This window comes from Streptomyces sp. NPDC058469 (assembly GCF_042721125.1).
Lineage (GTDB): Bacteria > Actinomycetota > Actinomycetes > Streptomycetales > Streptomycetaceae > Streptomyces.
Genome location: NZ_JBHXME010000039.1, coordinates 16,966 through 35,483 on the forward strand (window position 1 = coordinate 16,966; position 18,518 = coordinate 35,483).

The 18,518-nt window shown below is 70.3% G+C and carries 12 protein-coding genes; 7 read left to right on the forward strand and 5 right to left on the reverse strand.

Annotated elements, in window-relative coordinates; translation table 11 throughout:
• Positions 1 to 297 precede the first annotated feature (297 nt).
• Together ACFWP5_RS18980 and ACFWP5_RS18985 are read right to left on the reverse strand one after the other, a co-directional pair.
• Positions 298 to 786 (reverse strand): PaaI family thioesterase, encoded by a 489-nt coding sequence (locus ACFWP5_RS18980; RefSeq protein WP_384157306.1) that lies wholly within the window; start codon positions 784 to 786, stop codon positions 298 to 300.
• A gap of 61 nt (positions 787 to 847) precedes the next feature.
• Complete coding sequence (locus tag ACFWP5_RS18985) at positions 848 to 3,139, reverse strand: FdhF/YdeP family oxidoreductase (RefSeq protein WP_384157309.1); 2,292 nt, start codon at positions 3,137 to 3,139, stop codon at positions 848 to 850.
• A gap of 154 nt (positions 3,140 to 3,293) precedes the next feature.
• Between ACFWP5_RS18985 and polA the strand changes: the two genes are divergently transcribed.
• Together polA and ACFWP5_RS18995 are read left to right on the forward strand one after the other, a co-directional pair.
• Complete coding sequence (gene polA, locus ACFWP5_RS18990; RefSeq protein WP_384157312.1) at positions 3,294 to 6,020, forward strand: DNA polymerase I; 2,727 nt, start codon at positions 3,294 to 3,296, stop codon at positions 6,018 to 6,020.
• 660 nt (positions 6,021 to 6,680) lie between these two features.
• On the forward strand, positions 6,681 to 7,088 hold the full coding sequence (locus ACFWP5_RS18995) for a hypothetical protein (protein WP_384157315.1): 408 nt from the start codon (positions 6,681 to 6,683) through the stop codon (positions 7,086 to 7,088).
• Here the strand turns inward: ACFWP5_RS18995 and ACFWP5_RS19000 are convergent.
• The gene (locus ACFWP5_RS19000) at positions 7,051 to 7,923 is read right to left on the reverse strand and encodes a DUF4184 family protein (protein ID WP_384157317.1); all 873 of its coding nucleotides are present in this window, start codon (positions 7,921 to 7,923) and stop codon (positions 7,051 to 7,053) included. The two genes, ACFWP5_RS18995 and ACFWP5_RS19000, sit on opposite strands and share 38 nt — an antisense overlap.
• Positions 7,924 to 8,185: 262 nt before the next feature.
• On the opposite strand from ACFWP5_RS19000, the gene ACFWP5_RS19005 reads away from it, so the two are divergent.
• The 3 genes from ACFWP5_RS19005 (at position 8,186) to ACFWP5_RS19015 (ending at position 11,286) form a co-directional block, all read left to right on the forward strand.
• Positions 8,186 to 9,919: a lytic transglycosylase domain-containing protein gene (locus ACFWP5_RS19005; protein ID WP_384157320.1), complete on the forward strand. Its 1,734-nt coding sequence runs from the start codon at positions 8,186 to 8,188 to the stop codon at positions 9,917 to 9,919.
• A 174-nt stretch (positions 9,920 to 10,093) separates the two neighbouring features.
• Positions 10,094 to 10,228, forward strand: a complete 135-nt coding sequence (locus ACFWP5_RS19010; RefSeq protein ID WP_266767643.1) for an SPW_0924 family protein — start codon at positions 10,094 to 10,096, stop codon at positions 10,226 to 10,228.
• A gap of 65 nt (positions 10,229 to 10,293) precedes the next feature.
• Positions 10,294 to 11,286: a DUF3068 domain-containing protein gene (locus ACFWP5_RS19015; RefSeq protein WP_384157324.1), complete on the forward strand. Its 993-nt coding sequence runs from the start codon at positions 10,294 to 10,296 to the stop codon at positions 11,284 to 11,286.
• On the opposite strand, the gene hrpB is transcribed toward ACFWP5_RS19015, so the two are convergent.
• The gene (gene hrpB / locus ACFWP5_RS19020; protein ID WP_384157327.1) at positions 11,276 to 13,786 is read right to left on the reverse strand and encodes an ATP-dependent helicase HrpB; all 2,511 of its coding nucleotides are present in this window, start codon (positions 13,784 to 13,786) and stop codon (positions 11,276 to 11,278) included. The two genes, ACFWP5_RS19015 and hrpB, sit on opposite strands and share 11 nt — an antisense overlap.
• A gap of 65 nt (positions 13,787 to 13,851) precedes the next feature.
• Positions 13,852 to 14,673, reverse strand: coding sequence for a class I SAM-dependent methyltransferase (locus ACFWP5_RS19025; RefSeq protein ID WP_384157417.1), 822 nt, complete (start codon positions 14,671 to 14,673; stop codon positions 13,852 to 13,854).
• Positions 14,674 to 15,068: 395 nt separating this feature from the next.
• On the opposite strand from ACFWP5_RS19025, the gene rpsA reads away from it, so the two are divergent.
• Both rpsA and ACFWP5_RS19035 read left to right on the forward strand, forming a co-directional pair.
• Positions 15,069 to 16,589 (forward strand): 30S ribosomal protein S1, encoded by a 1,521-nt coding sequence (gene rpsA, locus ACFWP5_RS19030; protein ID WP_384157329.1) that lies wholly within the window; start codon positions 15,069 to 15,071, stop codon positions 16,587 to 16,589.
• 312 nt (positions 16,590 to 16,901) lie between these two features.
• Positions 16,902 to 18,428: a flavin monoamine oxidase family protein gene (locus ACFWP5_RS19035; RefSeq protein WP_384157420.1), complete on the forward strand. Its 1,527-nt coding sequence runs from the start codon at positions 16,902 to 16,904 to the stop codon at positions 18,426 to 18,428.
• Positions 18,429 to 18,518: the final 90 nt, after the last annotated feature.

The following is an 18,518-nucleotide window of genomic DNA, read 5'->3' on the forward strand; positions in this document are numbered from 1 at the left end:
GTGTCTGTTGTGTTTTCGAGCAAGTCCGTTTGGGTGCGCTTCGGGATGGTGTGCCAACGGTCGGTCAGGCGGGGCGAGTCGCCGCCGATGACTTCGTAGCTCCCGTCCCTCTCCGGCGAGTCGACGGATTCGACGGGCCCGATACCGCTCATGCCGACAGCCTCATGGGGGAACGGTAGGGGAGCGGACGGGGGTGTGGAAGACGGGGGTGCGGTGGACGCGCCCCTGTCCGGGGGGAGTTGGTGGGGGGTTCGGGGTCGGTGTGTGACGGGTGTGGTCCGTTCGCGGTGCGCGCGATCAGTTCGCGGTGTGTGCGGGGATTCCGTCGCCCGGCTTCACGTCCCGCAGCATGCAGGTCAGCCGTGCGGTGCACACGCGTCGCCCGTCCTCGTCACTGATCACGATCTCGTACGTCGCCGTCGAGCGGCCCCGGTGGACGGGGGTGGCGACGCCGGTCACGAGGCCGGAGCGGGCGCCGCGGTGGTGGGTGCAGTTCAGGTCGACGCCGACGGCGATCTTCGTGCTGCCGCCGTGCAGCATGGACCCCAGCGAGCCGAGGGTCTCCGCCAGGACCGCGGACGCGCCCCCGTGCAGCAGTCCGTACGGCTGTGTGTTGCCCTCGACCGGCATGGTGCCGACGACGCGCTCGGCGGACGCCTCGACGATCTCCACGCCCATCCGGGTGCCGAGGTGCCCCGCGGAGAAGAGGGCGACCAGGTCGATGCCGAGTGCCGAGTACTCGTCGATGACGTCCTGCGGGAACTTCCCGTGCTGCTGCTCGCCCATGGGGCCGACTCCGTTCGTCCTGCGTCTGGCTGGTGGACCTGACTGACGGCTGAGCGAACGCTCAGTCGGTGGCCGATTGTTCCAGACGTACGACGACGGACTTGCTGGCCGGGGTGTTGCTGGTGTCGGCGGTGGCGTCCAGGGGGACCAGGACGTTGGTCTCGGGGTAGTAGGCGGCGGCACAGCCCCGCGCGGTCGGATAGTGCACGACCCGGAAACCGGGCGCCCGCCGCTCCACGCCGTCCTTCCACTCGCCGACGAGATCGACGTACGACCCGTCGGCGATGCCCAGCCGGGCGGCGTCGTCGGGGTGGACCATGACGACCCGGCGGCCGTTCTTGATCCCCCGGTAGCGGTCGTCGAGGCCGTAGATCGTGGTGTTGTACTGGTCGTGCGAGCGCAGCGTCTGCAACAGCAGGCGGCCTTCGGGGAGTTCGGGGTATTCGACGGGCGCTGCGGTGAAGTTGGCCTTGCCGGTGGCGGTGGGGAAGCGGCGTTCGTCGCGCGGGGCGTGCGGGAGGGCGAAGCCGCCAGGGCGACCAGCAGAACCGGTCACGCGCGCGTTGAAGTCCTCGAAGCCGGGGATCACGCGCGCGATGCGGTCGCGGATCGTCGCGTAGTCCTTCTCGAACTCCTCCCAGCACGTGCGGGATGCGTCGCCCAGGACGCGGCGGGCGAGGCGGCACACGATGGCCGGCTCGGACAGCAGGTCGGCGCTCGCGGGCTCCAGGCGGCCGCGTGAGGCGTGCACCATGCCCATGGAGTCCTCGACGGTCACGAACTGCTCGCCGCCGCCCTGGAGATCGCGCTCGGTGCGTCCCAGGGTGGGCAGGATGAGGGCACGCGCGCCCGTGACGGCGTGCGAGCGGTTGAGCTTCGTCGACACGTGCACGGTGAGGCTGGCGCGCCGCATGGCGGCTTCGGTGACCTCGGTGTCGGGGGAGGCGGACACGAAGTTGCCGCCCATGGCGAAGAAGACCTTCGCGTCGCCGTCGCGCAGGGCGCGGATCGCGGCGACGACGTCGTAGCCGTGCTCGCGCGGCGGGGCGAAGCCGAACTCCTTCTCCAGGGCGTCCAGGAAGGCGGGTGCGGGACGCTCGAAGATGCCCATGGTGCGGTCGCCCTGGACGTTGCTGTGGCCGCGCACGGGGCACACGCCCGCGCCGGGGCGGCCGATGTTGCCGCGCAGCAGAAGGAAGTTGACGACCTCGCGGATGGTCGGGACGGCGTGCTTGTGCTGGGTGAGGCCCATCGCCCAGCACACGATGGTGCGCTCGGAGGCGAGGGCCATCTCCAGGGCCTTCTCGATCTCCGGGCGGGTCAGGCCGGTGGCGAGGAGCGTCTCGTCCCAGTCGGCTTCGCGCGCGGTGGCGGCGAACTCCTCGTAGCCGTGGGTGTGTTCGTCCACGAACTCCGTGTCGACGGCACCCTCCGTCTCAAGGATGAGCTTGTTGAGGAGGCGGAAGAGGGCCTGGTCGCCGCCGATGCGGATCTGTAGGAACAGGTCGGTGAGGGCGGCGCCCTTGAGCATGCCCTGCGGGGTCTGCGGGTTCTTGAACTTCTCCAGGCCCGCCTCGGGCAGCGGGTTGACGCTGATGATCTTCGCGCCGTTGGCCTTGGCCTTCTCCAGGGCGGAGAGCATGCGCGGGTGGTTGGTGCCCGGGTTCTGGCCGGCGACGACGATCAGATCGGCCTGGTAGAGGTCCTCCAGCAGGACGCTGCCCTTGCCGATGCCGATCGTCTCGTTCAGCGCGGAACCCGACGACTCGTGGCACATGTTCGAGCAGTCCGGCAGGTTGTTGGTGCCCAGCTCACGGGCGAACAACTGGTACAGGAACGCGGCCTCGTTGCTGGTGCGGCCCGAGGTGTAGAAGAGCGCCTCGTCGGGGGAGCCGAGGGCGGCGATCTCCTCCGCGACGATGTCGAAGGCGCGCTCCCAGGAGACCGGTTCGTAGCGCTCGGCCCCTTCGGGGAGATACATGGGGTGCGTGAGTCGGCCCTGCTGGCCCAGCCAGTACCCGCTGCGGGTCGCGAGATCGGCGACCGGATGGGCCGCGAAGAACTCGGGGGTGACCCGGCGCAGGGTGGCCTCCTCGGCGACCGCCTTCGCGCCGTTCTCACAGAACTCCGCCGCGTGCCGGTGGTCCGGCTCCGGCCAGGCGCAGCCCGGGCAGTCGAAGCCGTCCTTCTGATTGACCCGCAGCAGCGTCAACGCGGTGCGCTTCACACCCATCTGCTGCTGCGCGATGCGCAACGTGTGCCCGATCGCCGGAAGTCCGGCCGCGGCGTGCTTCGGCTCGGTGACCTGCGGGGCGTCCTGGACCGGATCACCCTTGGGCGGCTTCGTGGCCATCGCGGGCCCTCCTTCGCTGGCACATGTGCACTACATCGCCGATCCTCGCACGCGCCACCGACAACGTCCGTGGCGCGCCCTCCGCTCGTTTCCGTCCCTCCGTCGCGGTGGCCGTGCGTCCCGACTGTCAGTGGGGCGTGGCAGGATCGGGGTCGTGGCAGAGACAGCATCGAAGAAGACCGACAAGACCTCCGGCGGAGACCGTCCACGGCTGATGCTGATGGACGGGCACTCGCTGGCCTACCGCGCGTTCTTCGCGCTGCCCGCGGAGAACTTCACGACCGCGACGGGCCAGCCGACGAACGCGATCTACGGCTTCGCGTCGATGCTGGCCAACACCCTGCGTGACGAGGCGCCCACGCACTTCGCGGTGGCCTTCGACGTGTCCCGAAAGACCTGGCGCTCCGAGGAGTTCACCGAGTACAAGGCGAACCGCTCCAAGACCCCGGACGAGTTCAAGGGCCAGGTCGAGCTGATCGGCGAGCTGCTCGACACGATGCACGTGTCCCGGTTCGCGGTCGACGGCTTCGAGGCCGACGACGTCATCGCCACGCTCGCCACCCAGGCCGAGGCCGAGGGCTTCGACGTGCTGATCGTCACCGGCGACCGCGACTCCTTCCAGCTCGTGTCCGAGCACACCACCGTGCTCTACCCGACGAAGGGCGTCTCCGAGCTGACCCGGTTCACTCCGGAGAAGGTCGTCGAGAAGTACGGGTTGACGCCCGCCCAGTACCCCGACTTCGCGGCGCTGCGCGGCGACCCGTCCGACAACCTCCCGGGCATCCCGGGCGTCGGCGAGAAGACCGCCGCGAAGTGGATCAACCAGTTCGGTTCGTTCACCGAGCTGGTGGAGCGCGTCGACGAGGTCAAGGGCAAGGCCGGGCAGAACCTCCGCGACCACCTGGACGCCGTCAAGCTCAACCGCCGGCTGACCGAGATGGTCAAGGACGTCGAGCTGCCCAAGACGGTGATCGACCTGGAGCGCGCTCCGTACGACCGCACGGCCCTCGCGATGGTTCTCGACACCCTGGAGATCCGTAACCCCTCGCTGCGCGAGCGCCTGCTGGCCGTCGACCCGGGCAACGAGGAGGCCGACGCGACCCCGCCCGCCGAGAGCGGTGTGGCGGTCGACGGCGCGGTCCTCGGCACCGGCGAACTGACGGGCTGGCTCGCCGACTACGGCACCGAGCCCCTCGGCGTCGCCACCGTCGACACCTGGGCGCTCGGCTCCGGCTCGGTGACCGAGGTCGCGCTCGCCACCGCCGGGGGAGCGGCCGCCTGGTTCGACCCCGCCGAGCTGGACGAGAGCGACGAGAACGCGTTCGCGGCCTGGCTGTCCGACGCCGACCGCCCCAAGGTGTTCCACAACGCCAAGGGCGCGATGCGGGTCTTCGCCGAGCACGGCTGGACGATCGCCGGTATCTCCATGGACACCGCGCTCGCCGCCTACCTGGTCAAGCCCGGCCGCCGCTCCTTCGACCTGGACGCGCTGTCCCTGGAGTACCTCGGCCGCGAACTCGCCCCCGCCGCCACGGCCGACGGCCAGTTGGCCTTCGGCGCGGACGACGGTGCCGAGGCGGACGCCCTGATGGTGCAGGCCCGCGCGATCCTCGACCTGGGGGACGCCTTCGGGGAGCGCCTCCAGGAGGTCGGCGCGGCGGACCTGCTCCGTGACATGGAGCTGCCCACCTCGATCCTGCTGGCCCGCCTGGAGCGGTCCGGCATCGCGGCCGACAAGGCGCACCTGGAAGCCATGGAGCAGATGTTCGCCGGCGCCGTGCAGCAGGCGGTGAAGGAGGCGCACGCGGCGGCCGGGCACGAGTTCAACCTCGGCTCGCCCAAGCAGCTCCAGGAAGTCCTCTTCGGCGAACTCGGCCTGCCCAAGACCAAGAAGACGAAGACCGGCTACACGACCGACGCGGACGCCCTGGCCTGGCTGGCCAACCAGACCGAGAACGAACTGCCGGTCATCATGCTCCGCCACCGCGAACAGGCGAAGCTGCGCGTCACCGTAGAGGGCCTGATCAAGACGATCGCGACGGACGGCCGCATCCACACCACGTTCAACCAGACGGTGGCGGCGACGGGCCGTCTCTCCTCGACGGACCCGAACCTGCAGAACATCCCGGTCCGCACGGACGAGGGCAGGGCGATCCGCCGGGGCTTCGTGGTGGGCGAGGGCTTCGAGTCCCTGATGACGGCCGACTACAGCCAGATCGAGTTGCGCGTGATGGCCCATCTCTCCGAGGACGAGGGCCTGTTGGAGGCGTTCACCTCGGGCGAGGACCTGCACACCACGGTCGCCTCCCAGGTGTTCTCGGTCGAGGGTTCCGCGGTCGACGCGGAGATGCGCCGCAAGATCAAGGCGATGTCGTACGGCCTCGCCTACGGGCTGTCGGCCTTCGGTCTCTCCCAGCAGCTGAACATCGACGCGGGCGAGGCACGGGTCCTGATGGACACGTACTTCGAGCGCTTCGGCGGTGTACGGGACTATCTGCGCCGAGCGGTCGACGAGGCACGGGCGACGGGCTACACGGCGACCCTCTTCGGCCGCCGCCGCTACCTCCCGGACCTCAACAGCGACAACCGCCAGCGCCGCGAGGCCGCCGAGCGCATGGCGCTGAACGCCCCGATCCAGGGCACCGCGGCGGACATCGTCAAGATGGCCATGCTCAAGGTCGACACCGCCCTGCGCGAGGCCGACCTCAAGTCCCGCATGCTCCTCCAGGTCCACGACGAAATCGTCCTGGAGATCGCCCCCGGTGAACGGGCGGCCACGGAGGAACTCGTCCGCCGCGCGATGGCCGGCGCGGTGCATCTCCGGGCGCCGTTGGACGTCTCGGTGGGGGTCGGGCGGGACTGGGAGTCGGCTGCACACTAGAGCCTCCGGCGGTTGGGCGGAGGGGGCGTGGTTGGGCCGGGGCGGTGGGCTGCGTGGGAGTCATGGCTGGGGTGGCGGATGGCTGAGCGTCACGATGGGCGTGGCGGGCGGCGGGGAGTCCTGGCCGGGGTGGTGGGTGACGGGGAACCCCGGTTGGGGTGGTGGGTGGCTGAGCGTCACGATGGGCGTGGTGGGCGGCGGAGCGTCACGGTTGGGGTGGTGGGTGACGGGGGGTTCCGGCTGGGGGTGGGCGCTCGGCCAGTTCCGAACCGCCCCCGCTCTTCGACCCGACCCGCACGAAATTCCCGCCGCAACGGCGAGGACTCACCACGGCCCATCCCGGCGGTGCCGAACTCAGCCCTGCCCCTCCTGGGCCGCCCGCAGGGCACCTGTACTGCTTCCCACCCCAGTCGGTACACCGCCCGCCCCTCCTGGGCCGCCCGCAGGGCACTCGTACTGCTTTCCACCCCAGTCCGTACACCGCCCACCCCTCCCGGGCCGCCCGCAGGGCACCCGCACCTCACCGCCCCCACCGCCCGGCACACACCCACTCCCGGCCACAGACCCCCCGCACAACCCCGCCCGACCCCCGGAGGGCCCGTCACCCGCGTGGCCCCCGCGAAGGCGCCCCCTGCCCCCGGCGACCGTAAGGATGCGGGCATGGGTATACGCATGCTCCATCGCCGGACGGGTCGGATGCGGACTCAGATGCAGGCAGCGGGTGCCGCTGCCGCGCAGGGTGCGCCCCGACCGCCGGTCCCGGCCTTCGCGGTCGGCGCAAGCACCGCCCGCATCCCCGCCGACCTCGCGATGGCCGTCCAGCACACGGCCGCAGGCCTCCGGCGCCGGTTCACGTTCCGGGACGACACGGACGTAGACCCGCGGGAACAAGCAAGACATCCCCAGGGGCCCGCCACCACCCCCACCGGCACCCCCGTCTGGCGTCTCTGGGCCGACCTGGGCCGCAGCTACCTGGACCTCGTCCTCACCAAACTCCCGAGGTCACCCTCCGCGCACACCATGACGGTGTTCATCGCGACCCCGCCGGACGGCTCCGCTCCGCGCTGACCTCCCCCGGGCCGCCGGGGGCGCCAGGCACCCCGGTCTCAGCCGGACGCCACACGCGGACGCCGACGGCGTACAACAGCACGCCCAGCACCAGCCCCGCCCCCGCGCCGAAGCACAGGGTCGGGATCAGGTCCCAGGGGGTCGCCGTCGAGCCCCAGTAGGCCCACCAGGTCGACGCCCGTTCCGCCGCCGCGGCGAGCGCGCAGCCGGCGAGGACGATCCCGGCCGCCCACCGGTCCCGTACCGACAGCACGGGCACTCCCACCGGCTCGGTGGCCGGAACCCGTCGTAGCGCACGCACCACGAACGCGGTGATCAGCAGCGCGCCGAGCGCCGAAGTGCCGTACTGCAGGGACGTGAACAGTGGCCTGCCGCCCAGCTCCCGGTCGAGGACGGGGAACAGCCGTACGCCCCACCGGTCGTGGTGGGTGAACGCGTCCCACACGACGTGGGTCAGGCCGCCGAGCACCGCGGAGACGTACCACCACACCGCCAGCGACGGGGTCGCACGCGCGCGTGGGGTGCCGAAGTGCAACAGGGTCGCCGTCCGGGGCTGCCGGGCGCGCGGCAGCAGGGCCACCAGGGGTTCGCGCAGGAGCAGCCACAGGCCGACCGTCGCCCATGTGATGAGGACGTCGACGGTGAGGACGCCCGGGAAGGAGTGCGTGACGTTCCCGAACTCCATCGCCCCGGGTACCGCACTCGCCGCGTAGTACGTCATGTCGGGGGCGAAGGAACCCGCCACCAGCACCGCCGGTACGAGGCGGCCGCGCCCCCTTCCGTCGCCGCGCACGGCGGGCAGTACGGCGGCGGCATGACTCAAAGTGAACGGCAACGGGGCTCCCCGTAGGAGACGTCGGCATATGGCCAAGCGGTGAATAACGGTCACGAACGGGTGCCCGTGCAAAGCAAGTTGTCGTAGGGTCGCCTGGGCCGCCGCGCGGGGGAGCGCGGACGGGCAGACGCACCGGAACAGAAGTACACACCATCCGAAAAGCACCACGAGGGCAACCCGCGAGGCGGGTCGATCGTCACAACAGGCGCAGAGGCAACAGACAAGGACGGGCGCTCGGGCGTCCCTGGGAGGGGTTCACTCCATGACGGCGCATTTCGGCAGGCGGCTGCGCAAGGGTGCGGCGACGACGGCGGTGGCCGCGGCAGCGGTCGCGGCACTGTCCGCGTCCCAGGCTCCGGCGGTGACCGGCAGCGACAGACCCACCGCCGCCGGCCAGGCGACGCCCGACGGGAGCACCGACCACAGCGCCACCGGAGACTCCCCGTACTACACGGACCTCCCGCCCCTGAGCAGCCCCAACCCGAGCCCGAGCGACAGCCAGTCGCCGTCCATAGGGACCCCGGTCTCGGTGGGCGAGGCCGAGGCCGGTATCCCGGCGACCATCCTCGACGCCTACAAGAAGGCCGAGACCGAACTCGCCGCGTCCAAGCCCGGCTGCAACCTGCCCTGGCAACTCCTCGCCGCCATCGGCAAGGTCGAGTCGGGCCAGGCCCGCGGCGGCCAGGTCGACGCCGCCGGCACCACGACCTCACGGATCCTGGGCCCCGCGCTCGACGGCAACGGCTTCGCGCTCATCCGGGACACCGACAACGGCGCGTACGACGGGAACAGCGCGTACGACCAGGCCGTCGGACCCATGCAGTTCATTCCGTCCACCTGGGCCTGGGCGGGCCGCGACGGCAACGGCGACGGCAAGAAGGACCCCAACAACGTCTACGACGCCGCGCTCGCCGCCGGCCACTACCTGTGCCGCAACGACTGGAACCTGTCGACCGACGCGGGCCTGCGCAGCGCGATCCTCAGCTACAACAACTCGACGGACTACCTGAACACGGTCCTGTCCTGGCTGGAGTACTACCGCAAGGGCACCCACTCGGTCCCGGACGGCACGGGCACGCTGCCGTCGGGTCGCAGCGACGACGGCTCCGGGGCCAACCCCACGCCTACACCCGCGCCCTCGAAGACGACTCCGGCGACCTCGTCGCCGAGCCCGGACCCGACTCCGGGTGGCAGCACGAGCCCCACCGCGCCGGCCAGCCCGACTCCGACTCCGACGCCCACTCCCACGCCGACCCCCACCGACACGGTGGCCAAGCTGGCGGACGCGGGCACGGCGAAGCTCACGGCGATCGCGGGCGACCAGTTCAGCAAGAAGATCAGCACCAGTGCCAAGACCTCGGCCGGCAAGGCCGTCGCCAAGGTCAGGATCCGGTTCACGATCGTCGGGACCACGGACGCCACGTTCACCGGCGGCGAGAAGGTCGCCACGGTCACCACCAACGCCTCCGGTGTGGCCGTCGCCCCGGCCCTGCAAGCCGGCGAGACGACGGGTGACTTCACCGTCCGCGCGACCGTCGTGGGCCGTACGATCGCCGGTCTCGACTACACGGCCAGCGTCACGCCCCGCGTCGCCGACACCCTCGCCCGCACCAGCACCACCGCGCTGACCTGCACCCCGGGCGGCGAGTTCGCCGACCAGGTCGAGGTGAAGGCCACGGAGAACGGCGCGGTCGCCGACAAGGTCGCCGCCACCGCGACCCTCATCAAGGCGGCCGACGACGCCACCGAGAACGACAAGGGCCCCTACTTCAAGGACGCGGACGGCAAGACCGTGCGCACCCTCACGGGCCTGGCCACGGACGCCGACGGCCTCCTGAAGCTGCCGAAGCTGTACGCCGACGACACCACCGGCACCTTCCTGCTCCGGATCACCACCACGGGCGGCGCGACCCTCACGGTCGAACTGACCGTGGCGGCGGCCGACACCTCCTCGGCCAGTCCGAGCCCGAGCCCGTCCGCATCGCCGAGCGCGTAACGACCCGCAGGACCGCACGGCCGCAAGGCCGCACGAGCGCACGACGAGGGCGCCCCTCCGCTACGGCGGGCGGGCGCCCTCGTCGTGTGTGTGCAACGTGTTCTCATCTCGCCCGTGCGTTGCTACGGTGCCGGACCTGACGACCTATCAGTTCCTGTCTGTCGGGAGGCCGGCATGCGTGCCCTGATCGCCGCCGCGACCGGACTCGTGCTCGCGTTCGCGCTGGTCCTGACCATCACCGCGATGGGCTCACCGATGGGCAGGACCTCCCCGAAACCGCTGCTGACGACGGTGCCCGCGCACCCGTAAACGCTTGCGCAAGCGTTTGCGCAAGCCTTTACGCACGCGGTCAACCGCCAGGGAAGGAGGCCGAGATGCGCCGCAAGGCCAGCCTGATCCTGCTCGCCCTCGCCGTGTTCTTCACGGCACTGTCCCCGCTGCTGCGCTGGTACGCCTTCCCGCGCCTGGCCAAGATCCCGGCGAACCAGTACCAGGACATGGTCCTGGAGGCGAAGAACGCCACCCTCCTCGACTACGGCACCATGCGGGCCAAGACGGTCCCCAAGGTCACCATCGTGCAGACCCTCAAGGGCAACGTGGAGGCCGCCAAGAAGATCGACAAGACCGCGGGCCGGGACGTCGTCGTCTGGGACGGCCTGTCCTACGTCCAGGGCCCCGACGGCAAGATGGTCTCCTCGATCCCCGAGCGCTACATCTTCGACGCGCACACCCAGGACCCCGTCCACGCCACCGGTGAGATGGTCGACGGCGACCCGGTGAAACGGGACGGCATCGAGTTCAAGTGGCCGTTCCTGACGCAGAAACGGGACTACGAGTACTTCGACGCGCAGACCCGCACCACCAACCCCATCCACTACAAGGGCACCGAGAACTTCCGCGGCGTCAAGGTCTACTACTTCGAGCAGACCATCCCCTGGACCAAGGTCCCCTTCCCCAAGACGATGCCCGTCAAGGGCATCACCCCGGAGTCCGTCGCCAAGACGGGCACCACCCGCTGGTACACCACGGTCCGCAAGTTCTGGGTCGAACCCGTCACCGGAGCACCGGTCTACGGCGAGGAACTCCACAAGGAGGAACTGCGCGGCGGCACCCTCCTGGGCGGCCGGGACAAGGTGACGGCGTTCGCCGGCGACGTGAAGATGCGCGAGGACTACATCAAGCACACCGTCGCCCTGGTGAAGTCCAACCGCACCCTCGTCCTGCTGATGGTCTCCTACCTCCCCTGGGGCTTTCTGACCCTCGGCCTCCTCCTGCTGGCCCTCTCCCTCTACCTGGAGGCCCGCAGCAGGCGCCCCGGCGACCCCGCCCCCACCGAGGTCCAGGAACCGGAACCGGTCAACGCCTGAGCCGCGCGTTCGTGAACCGCGTGGCCTCGGCGGCGGCCGGATCCTCGGGCCACGGGTGCTTCGGGTACCGCCCCCGCAACTCGGCCCGCACGCCCTTGTAGCCGTCCTTCCAGAAGGAAGCGAGATCGGCGGTCACGGCGGCGGGCCGTCCGGCGGGGGAGAGGAGATGCACGAGCACGGGCACCCCGGCGACGGTCGGCGACTCGTGAAGTCCGAACATCTCCTGCAACTTGACGGCGAGCACGGGCTGTTCGGGGTTGGCGTAGTCGATCCGTATCCTGGACCCGCTCGGCACGAGGAACCGCTCCGGCGCCAACTCGTCCAACCGCCCCGCATCCCCCGAGGCCCACGGCAGCAACCGCCGCAGCCCCTGCCCCGCGTCGATCCGCCCCAGATCCCCCCGCCGCCGCGCCCGCCCCAACTCCGGTTCCAACCACTCCTCCACACGCGCGTGCAACGCGTCGTCGGACACATCGGGCCAGGGCTCCCCGACATGCAGACGCAGGAACGCCAGCCGCTGCCGCAGCACTTGGGCATCGGCGGACCACCGCAACAGCCCGAACCCCTCCTGCCGCAGCCCATCGACAAGCGCATCCCGTACGGCAACGGGGTCGGCGTCCTTCAGAGGCCGCACCGTCAACTCGACGGCCCCGAGCCGCTCGACGCGCCGGGCCACCACGTCGCCGCCGGCCCAGTGGACCTCGTCCACCTCGCTGAGCAGCGCCCCGGCCGCGAACCGGGCGGCGTCCTCGTCGACAACGGCCCCCAACTGCACGCGTGCGTGCCCTTTGCCGATCGGCCGGTCGGCCACGGCGACCGCGATCCAGGGCGCCCCGCGAAGAGCGCTGGCGTCGCCGACTTCGGCACGGGTGCCGGAGACGAGGAGATAGGAACCGCCGTCGGCTTTGGCGACACGTTCGGGGTAGGCGAGGGCGGCGACGAGTCCGGCGAGAGAGTCATCGCCTGTGACGTCCGCTTTTAGGGGGCCGTAACGGGTGGGTGGGTGGGAGATCTCCCCTACCACGGCCCGCAGCCGCCGAACCTCCGCACGCCACCGCCCGGCATAGGCGTCCCCTCCACGCCGGGCACTCCGCAAAGCCCCGGCAAGATCATCCCCGTAAGCCCGCGGCGCCTCCTCACTGAGCAGCGCGACAACCTCGGCGCCGGCCGGACCCGAGTCCAACAACGCCCGCCCCAGCCGGGGATGCAGACCCAGCCGAGCCAACTGCGCACCCCGTGACGTAGCCCGCCCACCCGAGTCGACGGCACCCACCGCCGTCAGAACACCCCGCGCCGCCGCCATCGCCCCGGAGGGAGGCGCGTCCAGCAACGCCAGCCCGGACGCCCCAGGATCCCCCCAGCACGCCGCCTGAAGGGCGAACGCCGTCAGATCGGCCACCTTGATCTCCGGCGCCGGGAAACGCGGCAGACGAGCGTCCTCGGCCTCTGCCCAGCAGCGGTACACCGCCCCCGGTGCCTCACGCCCGGCCCGCCCCGCCCGCTGCCGCCCGGCCGCCTGCGACGCCCGTACCGTCGCCAACGCGCTCAGCCCGCGCGCGTGATCGACCCGCGGCTCCCGTGCCAACCCCGAGTCGACGACCACCCGTACACCGGGAATCGTCAGCGAAGACTCCGCCACGGACGTCGCGAGCACCACCCGCCGCCGCGCCCCCGGGGACAGCACCGCGTCCTGTACGGCGGCCGGCGCCCGCCCGTGCACCTGGAGCACCTCGGCCCCGCCCAGGTCGCCCAACTGCCCGGCCACGCGCGAGATCTCCCCGACCCCGGGCAGAAAACACAGCACGTCCCCGTCCCGCTCGCCCAGCGCCCGCCGTACCGTCGACGCCACGTGCGTGAGCAGTGCCGGGTCCACGCGCATCCCGTGCGGCGGCCGTACGGGACGTGGCGGCGGGGTCCAGACGACCTCCACCGGGTACGCGACACCCTCCGCCTCGACCACCGGCGCATCGCCCAGCAGCCGGGCCCAGCCCTGCGCGTCGGTGGTCGCGGACGCCGCGACCAGCCGCAACTCGGGCCGCAGGGCCTCCCGTACGTCGACCAGGAAGGCGGCCACCGTGTCCGCGTCCAGGTGCCGTTCGTGGCACTCGTCCAGGATCACGGCGTCGACGCCGGTCAACTCCTGGTCGCGTTGCAGCCGTTGGAGCAGCACTCCGGTCGTGACGACCTCCACGCGTGCGTGCCGTCCGACGACCCGCTCGCCGCGCACGGTGTACCCGATGCTCTCGCCGACCTTCTCGCCCAGCAGCCATGCCATGCGCCGGGCCGCCGCCCGCGCCGCGATCCGCCGCGGCTCGGCGACGACCACCCGCCGCGCGGGCCCCTCACCGAGCAGCCCGGCCAGCGCGAGCGGCACCAGCGTCGTCTTGCCGGTGCCGGGCGGCGCGACGAGTACGGCTGCACCGCCCGCCTCCAGGGCGGCGTCAAGTCCGGGCAGGGCACTGCGGACGGGCAGCGCGTCGAGGGCGTCGTAGCGGATCACGCCCCCAGTGTCGTACGCCGTGCGGAACGACCTCTACGCGCGCGTGCCCGCGCTCCGTCAGTCCCTCAGACGTTCTCGCGGTCGCGCTCGCACACGAAGATCGACGTCCCCGGGATGAGATTGCCGCGCAGGGGCGACCAGCCGCCCCACTCGGCGGTGTTCCAGGACGGCCACTCCGGCTCGACGAGGTCCACCAGACGCAGTCCCGCCGCCGAGATGTCCCGGACGCGGTCGCCGAGGGTGCGGTGGTGTTCTACGTAGATCGCGCGGCCGTCGTCGTCCTGCTCGACGTACGGCGTGCGGTCGAAGTAGGAGGCGGAGACCGTCAGTCCCTCGGGGCCGGGCTCGTCGGGGAACGCCCAGCGGATCGGGTGCGTGGTCGAGAAGACGAACCGGCCGCCGGGCCGCAGCACCCGGCGCACCTCGCGCAGCACCAGCACCGGGTCGGCGACGAACGGCAGCGCCCCGTACGCCGAGCAGGCCAGGTCGAAGGAGGCGTCCGCGAAGGGCAGCGCACCGGCGTCGGCGCACACCAGAGGGAACGATCCGCCGATCCGCAGCGCGTGCTGGAGCTGGCGGTGGGAGAGGTCCAGGGCCACCGGGCGGGCGCCCTGGGCGGTCAGCCAGCGCGAGCACTGGGCCGCGCCGGCGCCGATCTCCAGGACGTCCTTGCCCTTCAGTTCCTCGGGCGGGCCGAGGAGCTCGGCCTCCACCTCGTCGAGGCCCTCGGGGCCCCACACGAAGCGGTCGTCGCCGAGGAACGTGCCGTGTTCGACCTGGTAGTCGTCCGCGTTCCGGTCCCACCAACCCCGGTTGGCCCGGGAACTCTCGGTGATGTCGGCGTCACGGCGGGTGGCCTCCGGTTCGAACGTATCGGGCTCTTGGATGATCGGCTCCCTCGTCGTACTCTTCCGTCACCTCTACGGTGCGGCTGTCCCCGGCGGCGTCACTAAAGGGGTGGTTCAGGCCTGCGTGGCCTCGCGGGACACGTTTTGTGCCGGGTATGCGGCGATCCGCCCCGGGTGTGCGCCTTCGCGCATTGACCCTGCCTGGCTGCCCCCGTATGCTACAAGTTGCGCTGCGGGCCTGCGCACCTCAGACGTAGCAGGTTGCGCTCGCATCTGTATGTATGACCCCTCGGTTTTCGAGGCGCCACCGGACACCTGGTGTTCCGGACCGGCGCTTCCTTGGCTGTCCGGCCCTTCTGCAGAGCGAAGCGAAAACGGCTCTCGGCGTGAGCAGTACCTACGACTTCAATGTCCGTACCGGAGCCCTTTCCCACATGACGAGCAGCACCGAGACCACCGCCACCACCCCGCAGGTTGCGGTCAACGACATCGGTGACGAGGAAGCATTCCTCGCCGCTATCGATGAGACGATCAAGTACTTCAACGATGGTGACATCGTCGATGGCGTCATCGTCAAGGTTGACCGGGACGAGGTTCTCCTCGACATCGGTTACAAGACCGAAGGTGTCATCCCGAGCCGCGAGCTCTCGATCAAGCACGACGTCGACCCGAACGAGGTCGTCAAGGTCGGCGACGAGATCGAAGCCCTTGTTCTCCAGAAGGAGGACAAGGAAGGCCGCCTGATCCTCTCGAAGAAGCGCGCACAGTACGAGCGCGCGTGGGGCACCATCGAGAAGATCAAGGAAGAGGACGGCATCGTCACCGGTACCGTCATCGAGGTCGTCAAGGGTGGTCTCATCCTCGACATCGGCCTCCGTGGCTTCCTGCCGGCCTCCCTCGTCGAGATGCGCCGCGTCCGCGACCTCCAGCCCTACGTGGGCAAGGAGCTCGAGGCCAAGATCATCGAGCTGGACAAGAACCGCAACAACGTGGTCCTGTCCCGCCGTGCCTGGCTGGAGCAGACCCAGTCCGAGGTGCGCCAGACGTTCCTCACGACCCTCCAGAAGGGTCAGGTCCGCTCCGGTGTGGTCTCTTCGATCGTCAACTTCGGTGCCTTCGTGGACCTGGGTGGCGTCGACGGTCTGGTCCACGTCTCCGAGCTGTCCTGGAAGCACATCGACCACCCCTCCGAGGTTGTCGAGGTCGGCCAGGAAGTCACCGTCGAGGTCCTCGACGTCGACATGGACCGCGAGCGCGTCTCCCTGTCGCTGAAGGCGACCCAGGAAGACCCGTGGCAGCAGTTCGCCCGCACCCACCAGATCGGCCAGGTCGTGCCCGGAAAGGTCACGAAGCTGGTTCCGTTCGGTGCGTTCGTCCGCGTGGACGAGGGCATCGAGGGTCTGGTGCACATCTCCGAGCTGGCCGAGCGCCACGTGGAGATCCCGGAGCAGGTCGTCCAGGTCAACGACGAGATCTTCGTCAAGGTCATCGACATCGACCTCGAGCGCCGTCGCATCAGCCTCTCGCTGAAGCAGGCCAACGAGGCCTTCGGTGCCGACCCGGCCACGGTCGACTTCGACCCGACGCTGTACGGCATGGCCGCGTCGTACGACGACCAGGGCAACTACATCTACCCCGAGGGCTTCGACCCCGAGACCAACGACTGGCTCGAGGGCTTCGAGTCCCAGCGTGAGGTGTGGGAGACCCAGTACGCCGAGGCGCAGCAGCGCTTCGAGCAGCACCAGGCGCAGGTCATCAAGTCCCGCGAGGCCGACGCCCAGGCGGCGGCCGAGGGTGTCGACACGGCGGGTGCGGCTCCGGCCGCGGCCGGTGGCGGCGGTGGCGGTGGCGGCGGCGGTTCGTACTCCTCCGAGGGTGCGGACACCTCCGGTGCGCTGGCGTCCGACGAGGCGCTCGCTGCCCTGCGTGAGAAGCTGGCCGGCGGCCAGAGCTGATCACTGAGCAGTAGCTCTTGAACTGAGGGGCCGTACCTTTCGAGGTGCGGTCCCTCAGCCATGTGTGCGGCCGGTCGTGCCGCGACTGCGGGCCGGTGGGGGTTGAGCGCGCAGTTCCCCGCGCCCCTGAGGGGCGCTTTCCCCCGGCCTTGTAGAAACGTGCGAGATACATCAGTAACTGCCAGGCCGTAACGGGTCGTTGGGAGGCTTCCTCGGTCATTCATGATCGGAGAGGGGAGCCGGACCATGGCAAGGAACCAGAGCCGACGTGCTTTTCTGCGCAACGTGGGTCTCACCGGTGGCGCGGGCACCATGTTCGCCACCATGGGGGCCCTCGGGCTCGCCCCCACCGCGCAGGCCGCCCAGCGGGAACAGCCCTTCCGCGCGCTGAGCGCCGGCGACTTCAACCTCACCGGACGCGGCGCGGCCAAGGTCGTCATCGTCGGCGGTGGCATCGCCGGACTGACCACGGCGTACGAACTCGGCAAGGCCGGCTACGACTGTACGGTCCTGGAGGCCAGGGACCGTACCGGTGGCCGTAACTTCACCGTCCGCGGCGGCGACACGACGACCGACCTCTACGGCAACCGGCAGACCGCCCGTTTCGCCGACGGCCACTACATGAACTGCGGTCCCGCGCGGATCCCGCAGTGGATGGTCACCCTCGACTACTGCCGTGAACTCGGCGTCCCCATCCAGGTGTTCACCAACGTCAACGCGGACGCGTACATCTACAACGAGTCCACCGGCATGACCAAGCCCGAGCGCTACCGCACCGCCAAGGCCGATGTCTACGGCTACGTCTCGGAGTTGCTTGCCAAGGCCACCGACAAGGGCGCCCTGGACAAGGAGTTGACCGCCACCGACCAGGAGAGGCTCGTCGAGTTCCTCAAGGGCTGGGGCGAGCTCGGCGACACGCTGGACTACAAGGGCGGTGATTTCCGCGGGTACTCGACCGTCCCGGCCGCCGCGGGTACTCCTGGTGTGCTGCTCGGGGACGTACCCACCGCCTCCGAGGTCTTCGCCAGCGGTGTCGGCCGCTACTTCTCCTTCGAATTCGGCTTCGACCAGGCCATGTTGATGTTCCAGCCGGTCGGCGGCATGGACCAGATACCGAAGGCCCTCACCCGGGCGATCGGCGCGCACCGCATCCGTACCGGGGCGGCCGTATCGAAAATCAGCGACAAGGGGAGTGGTGTTTCGGTCACCTACACCCAGGGCGGCCGTACCAGGGTCGTCGAGGCCGACTACTGCGTCGGCGCCCTGCCGCCCAACATCCTCGCCAAGATCCCGCACAACCTCGGCACCGGCGTCCAGACCGCACTGGAGGCGATCACCCCGTCGTCCGCCGCGAAGATCGGCCTGGAGTACAAGTCCCGCTGGTGGGAGCTGGATCACCGGATCTACGGCGGTATCACCGAGACCGACCAGGACGTCACCCACATATGGCACCCTTCCTACGGCTTCCACGGTGAGCGGGGCGTCCTCATCGGGTACTACAACTACGACGACGACGCGGACTCCTACGCGAAGCTCACCCCCAAGGGGCGGGAAGAGCGGGCGGTGGCCGTGGGTGTGAAGATCTACGGGGAGAAGTACCGCAGCGAGCTGGCATCGTCCTTCTCCCACCACTGGCGTCAGACGCCCCACCTGGAGGCCGCGTGGCACGACACCCCCGGTGGCCCCGACGACGCCCGCTACAAGCCGCTCAACGACCCCACCGGACGTGTCTACTTCGCCGGCGACTGGCTCAGCTACACCGACGCCTGGCAGCACGGCGCGTTCTCCTCCGCCCGAAAGGCCGTGACCGCAATCCACGCGCGCGTGCTGTCCTCGTGACGTGGACGCTCTCCCGGTGACACAGGGGAGTGGCGCATGAAAAGCCAGTAAGAGGTGCCTGATCAGGGGCATGGGCGGGAATGCCCATGC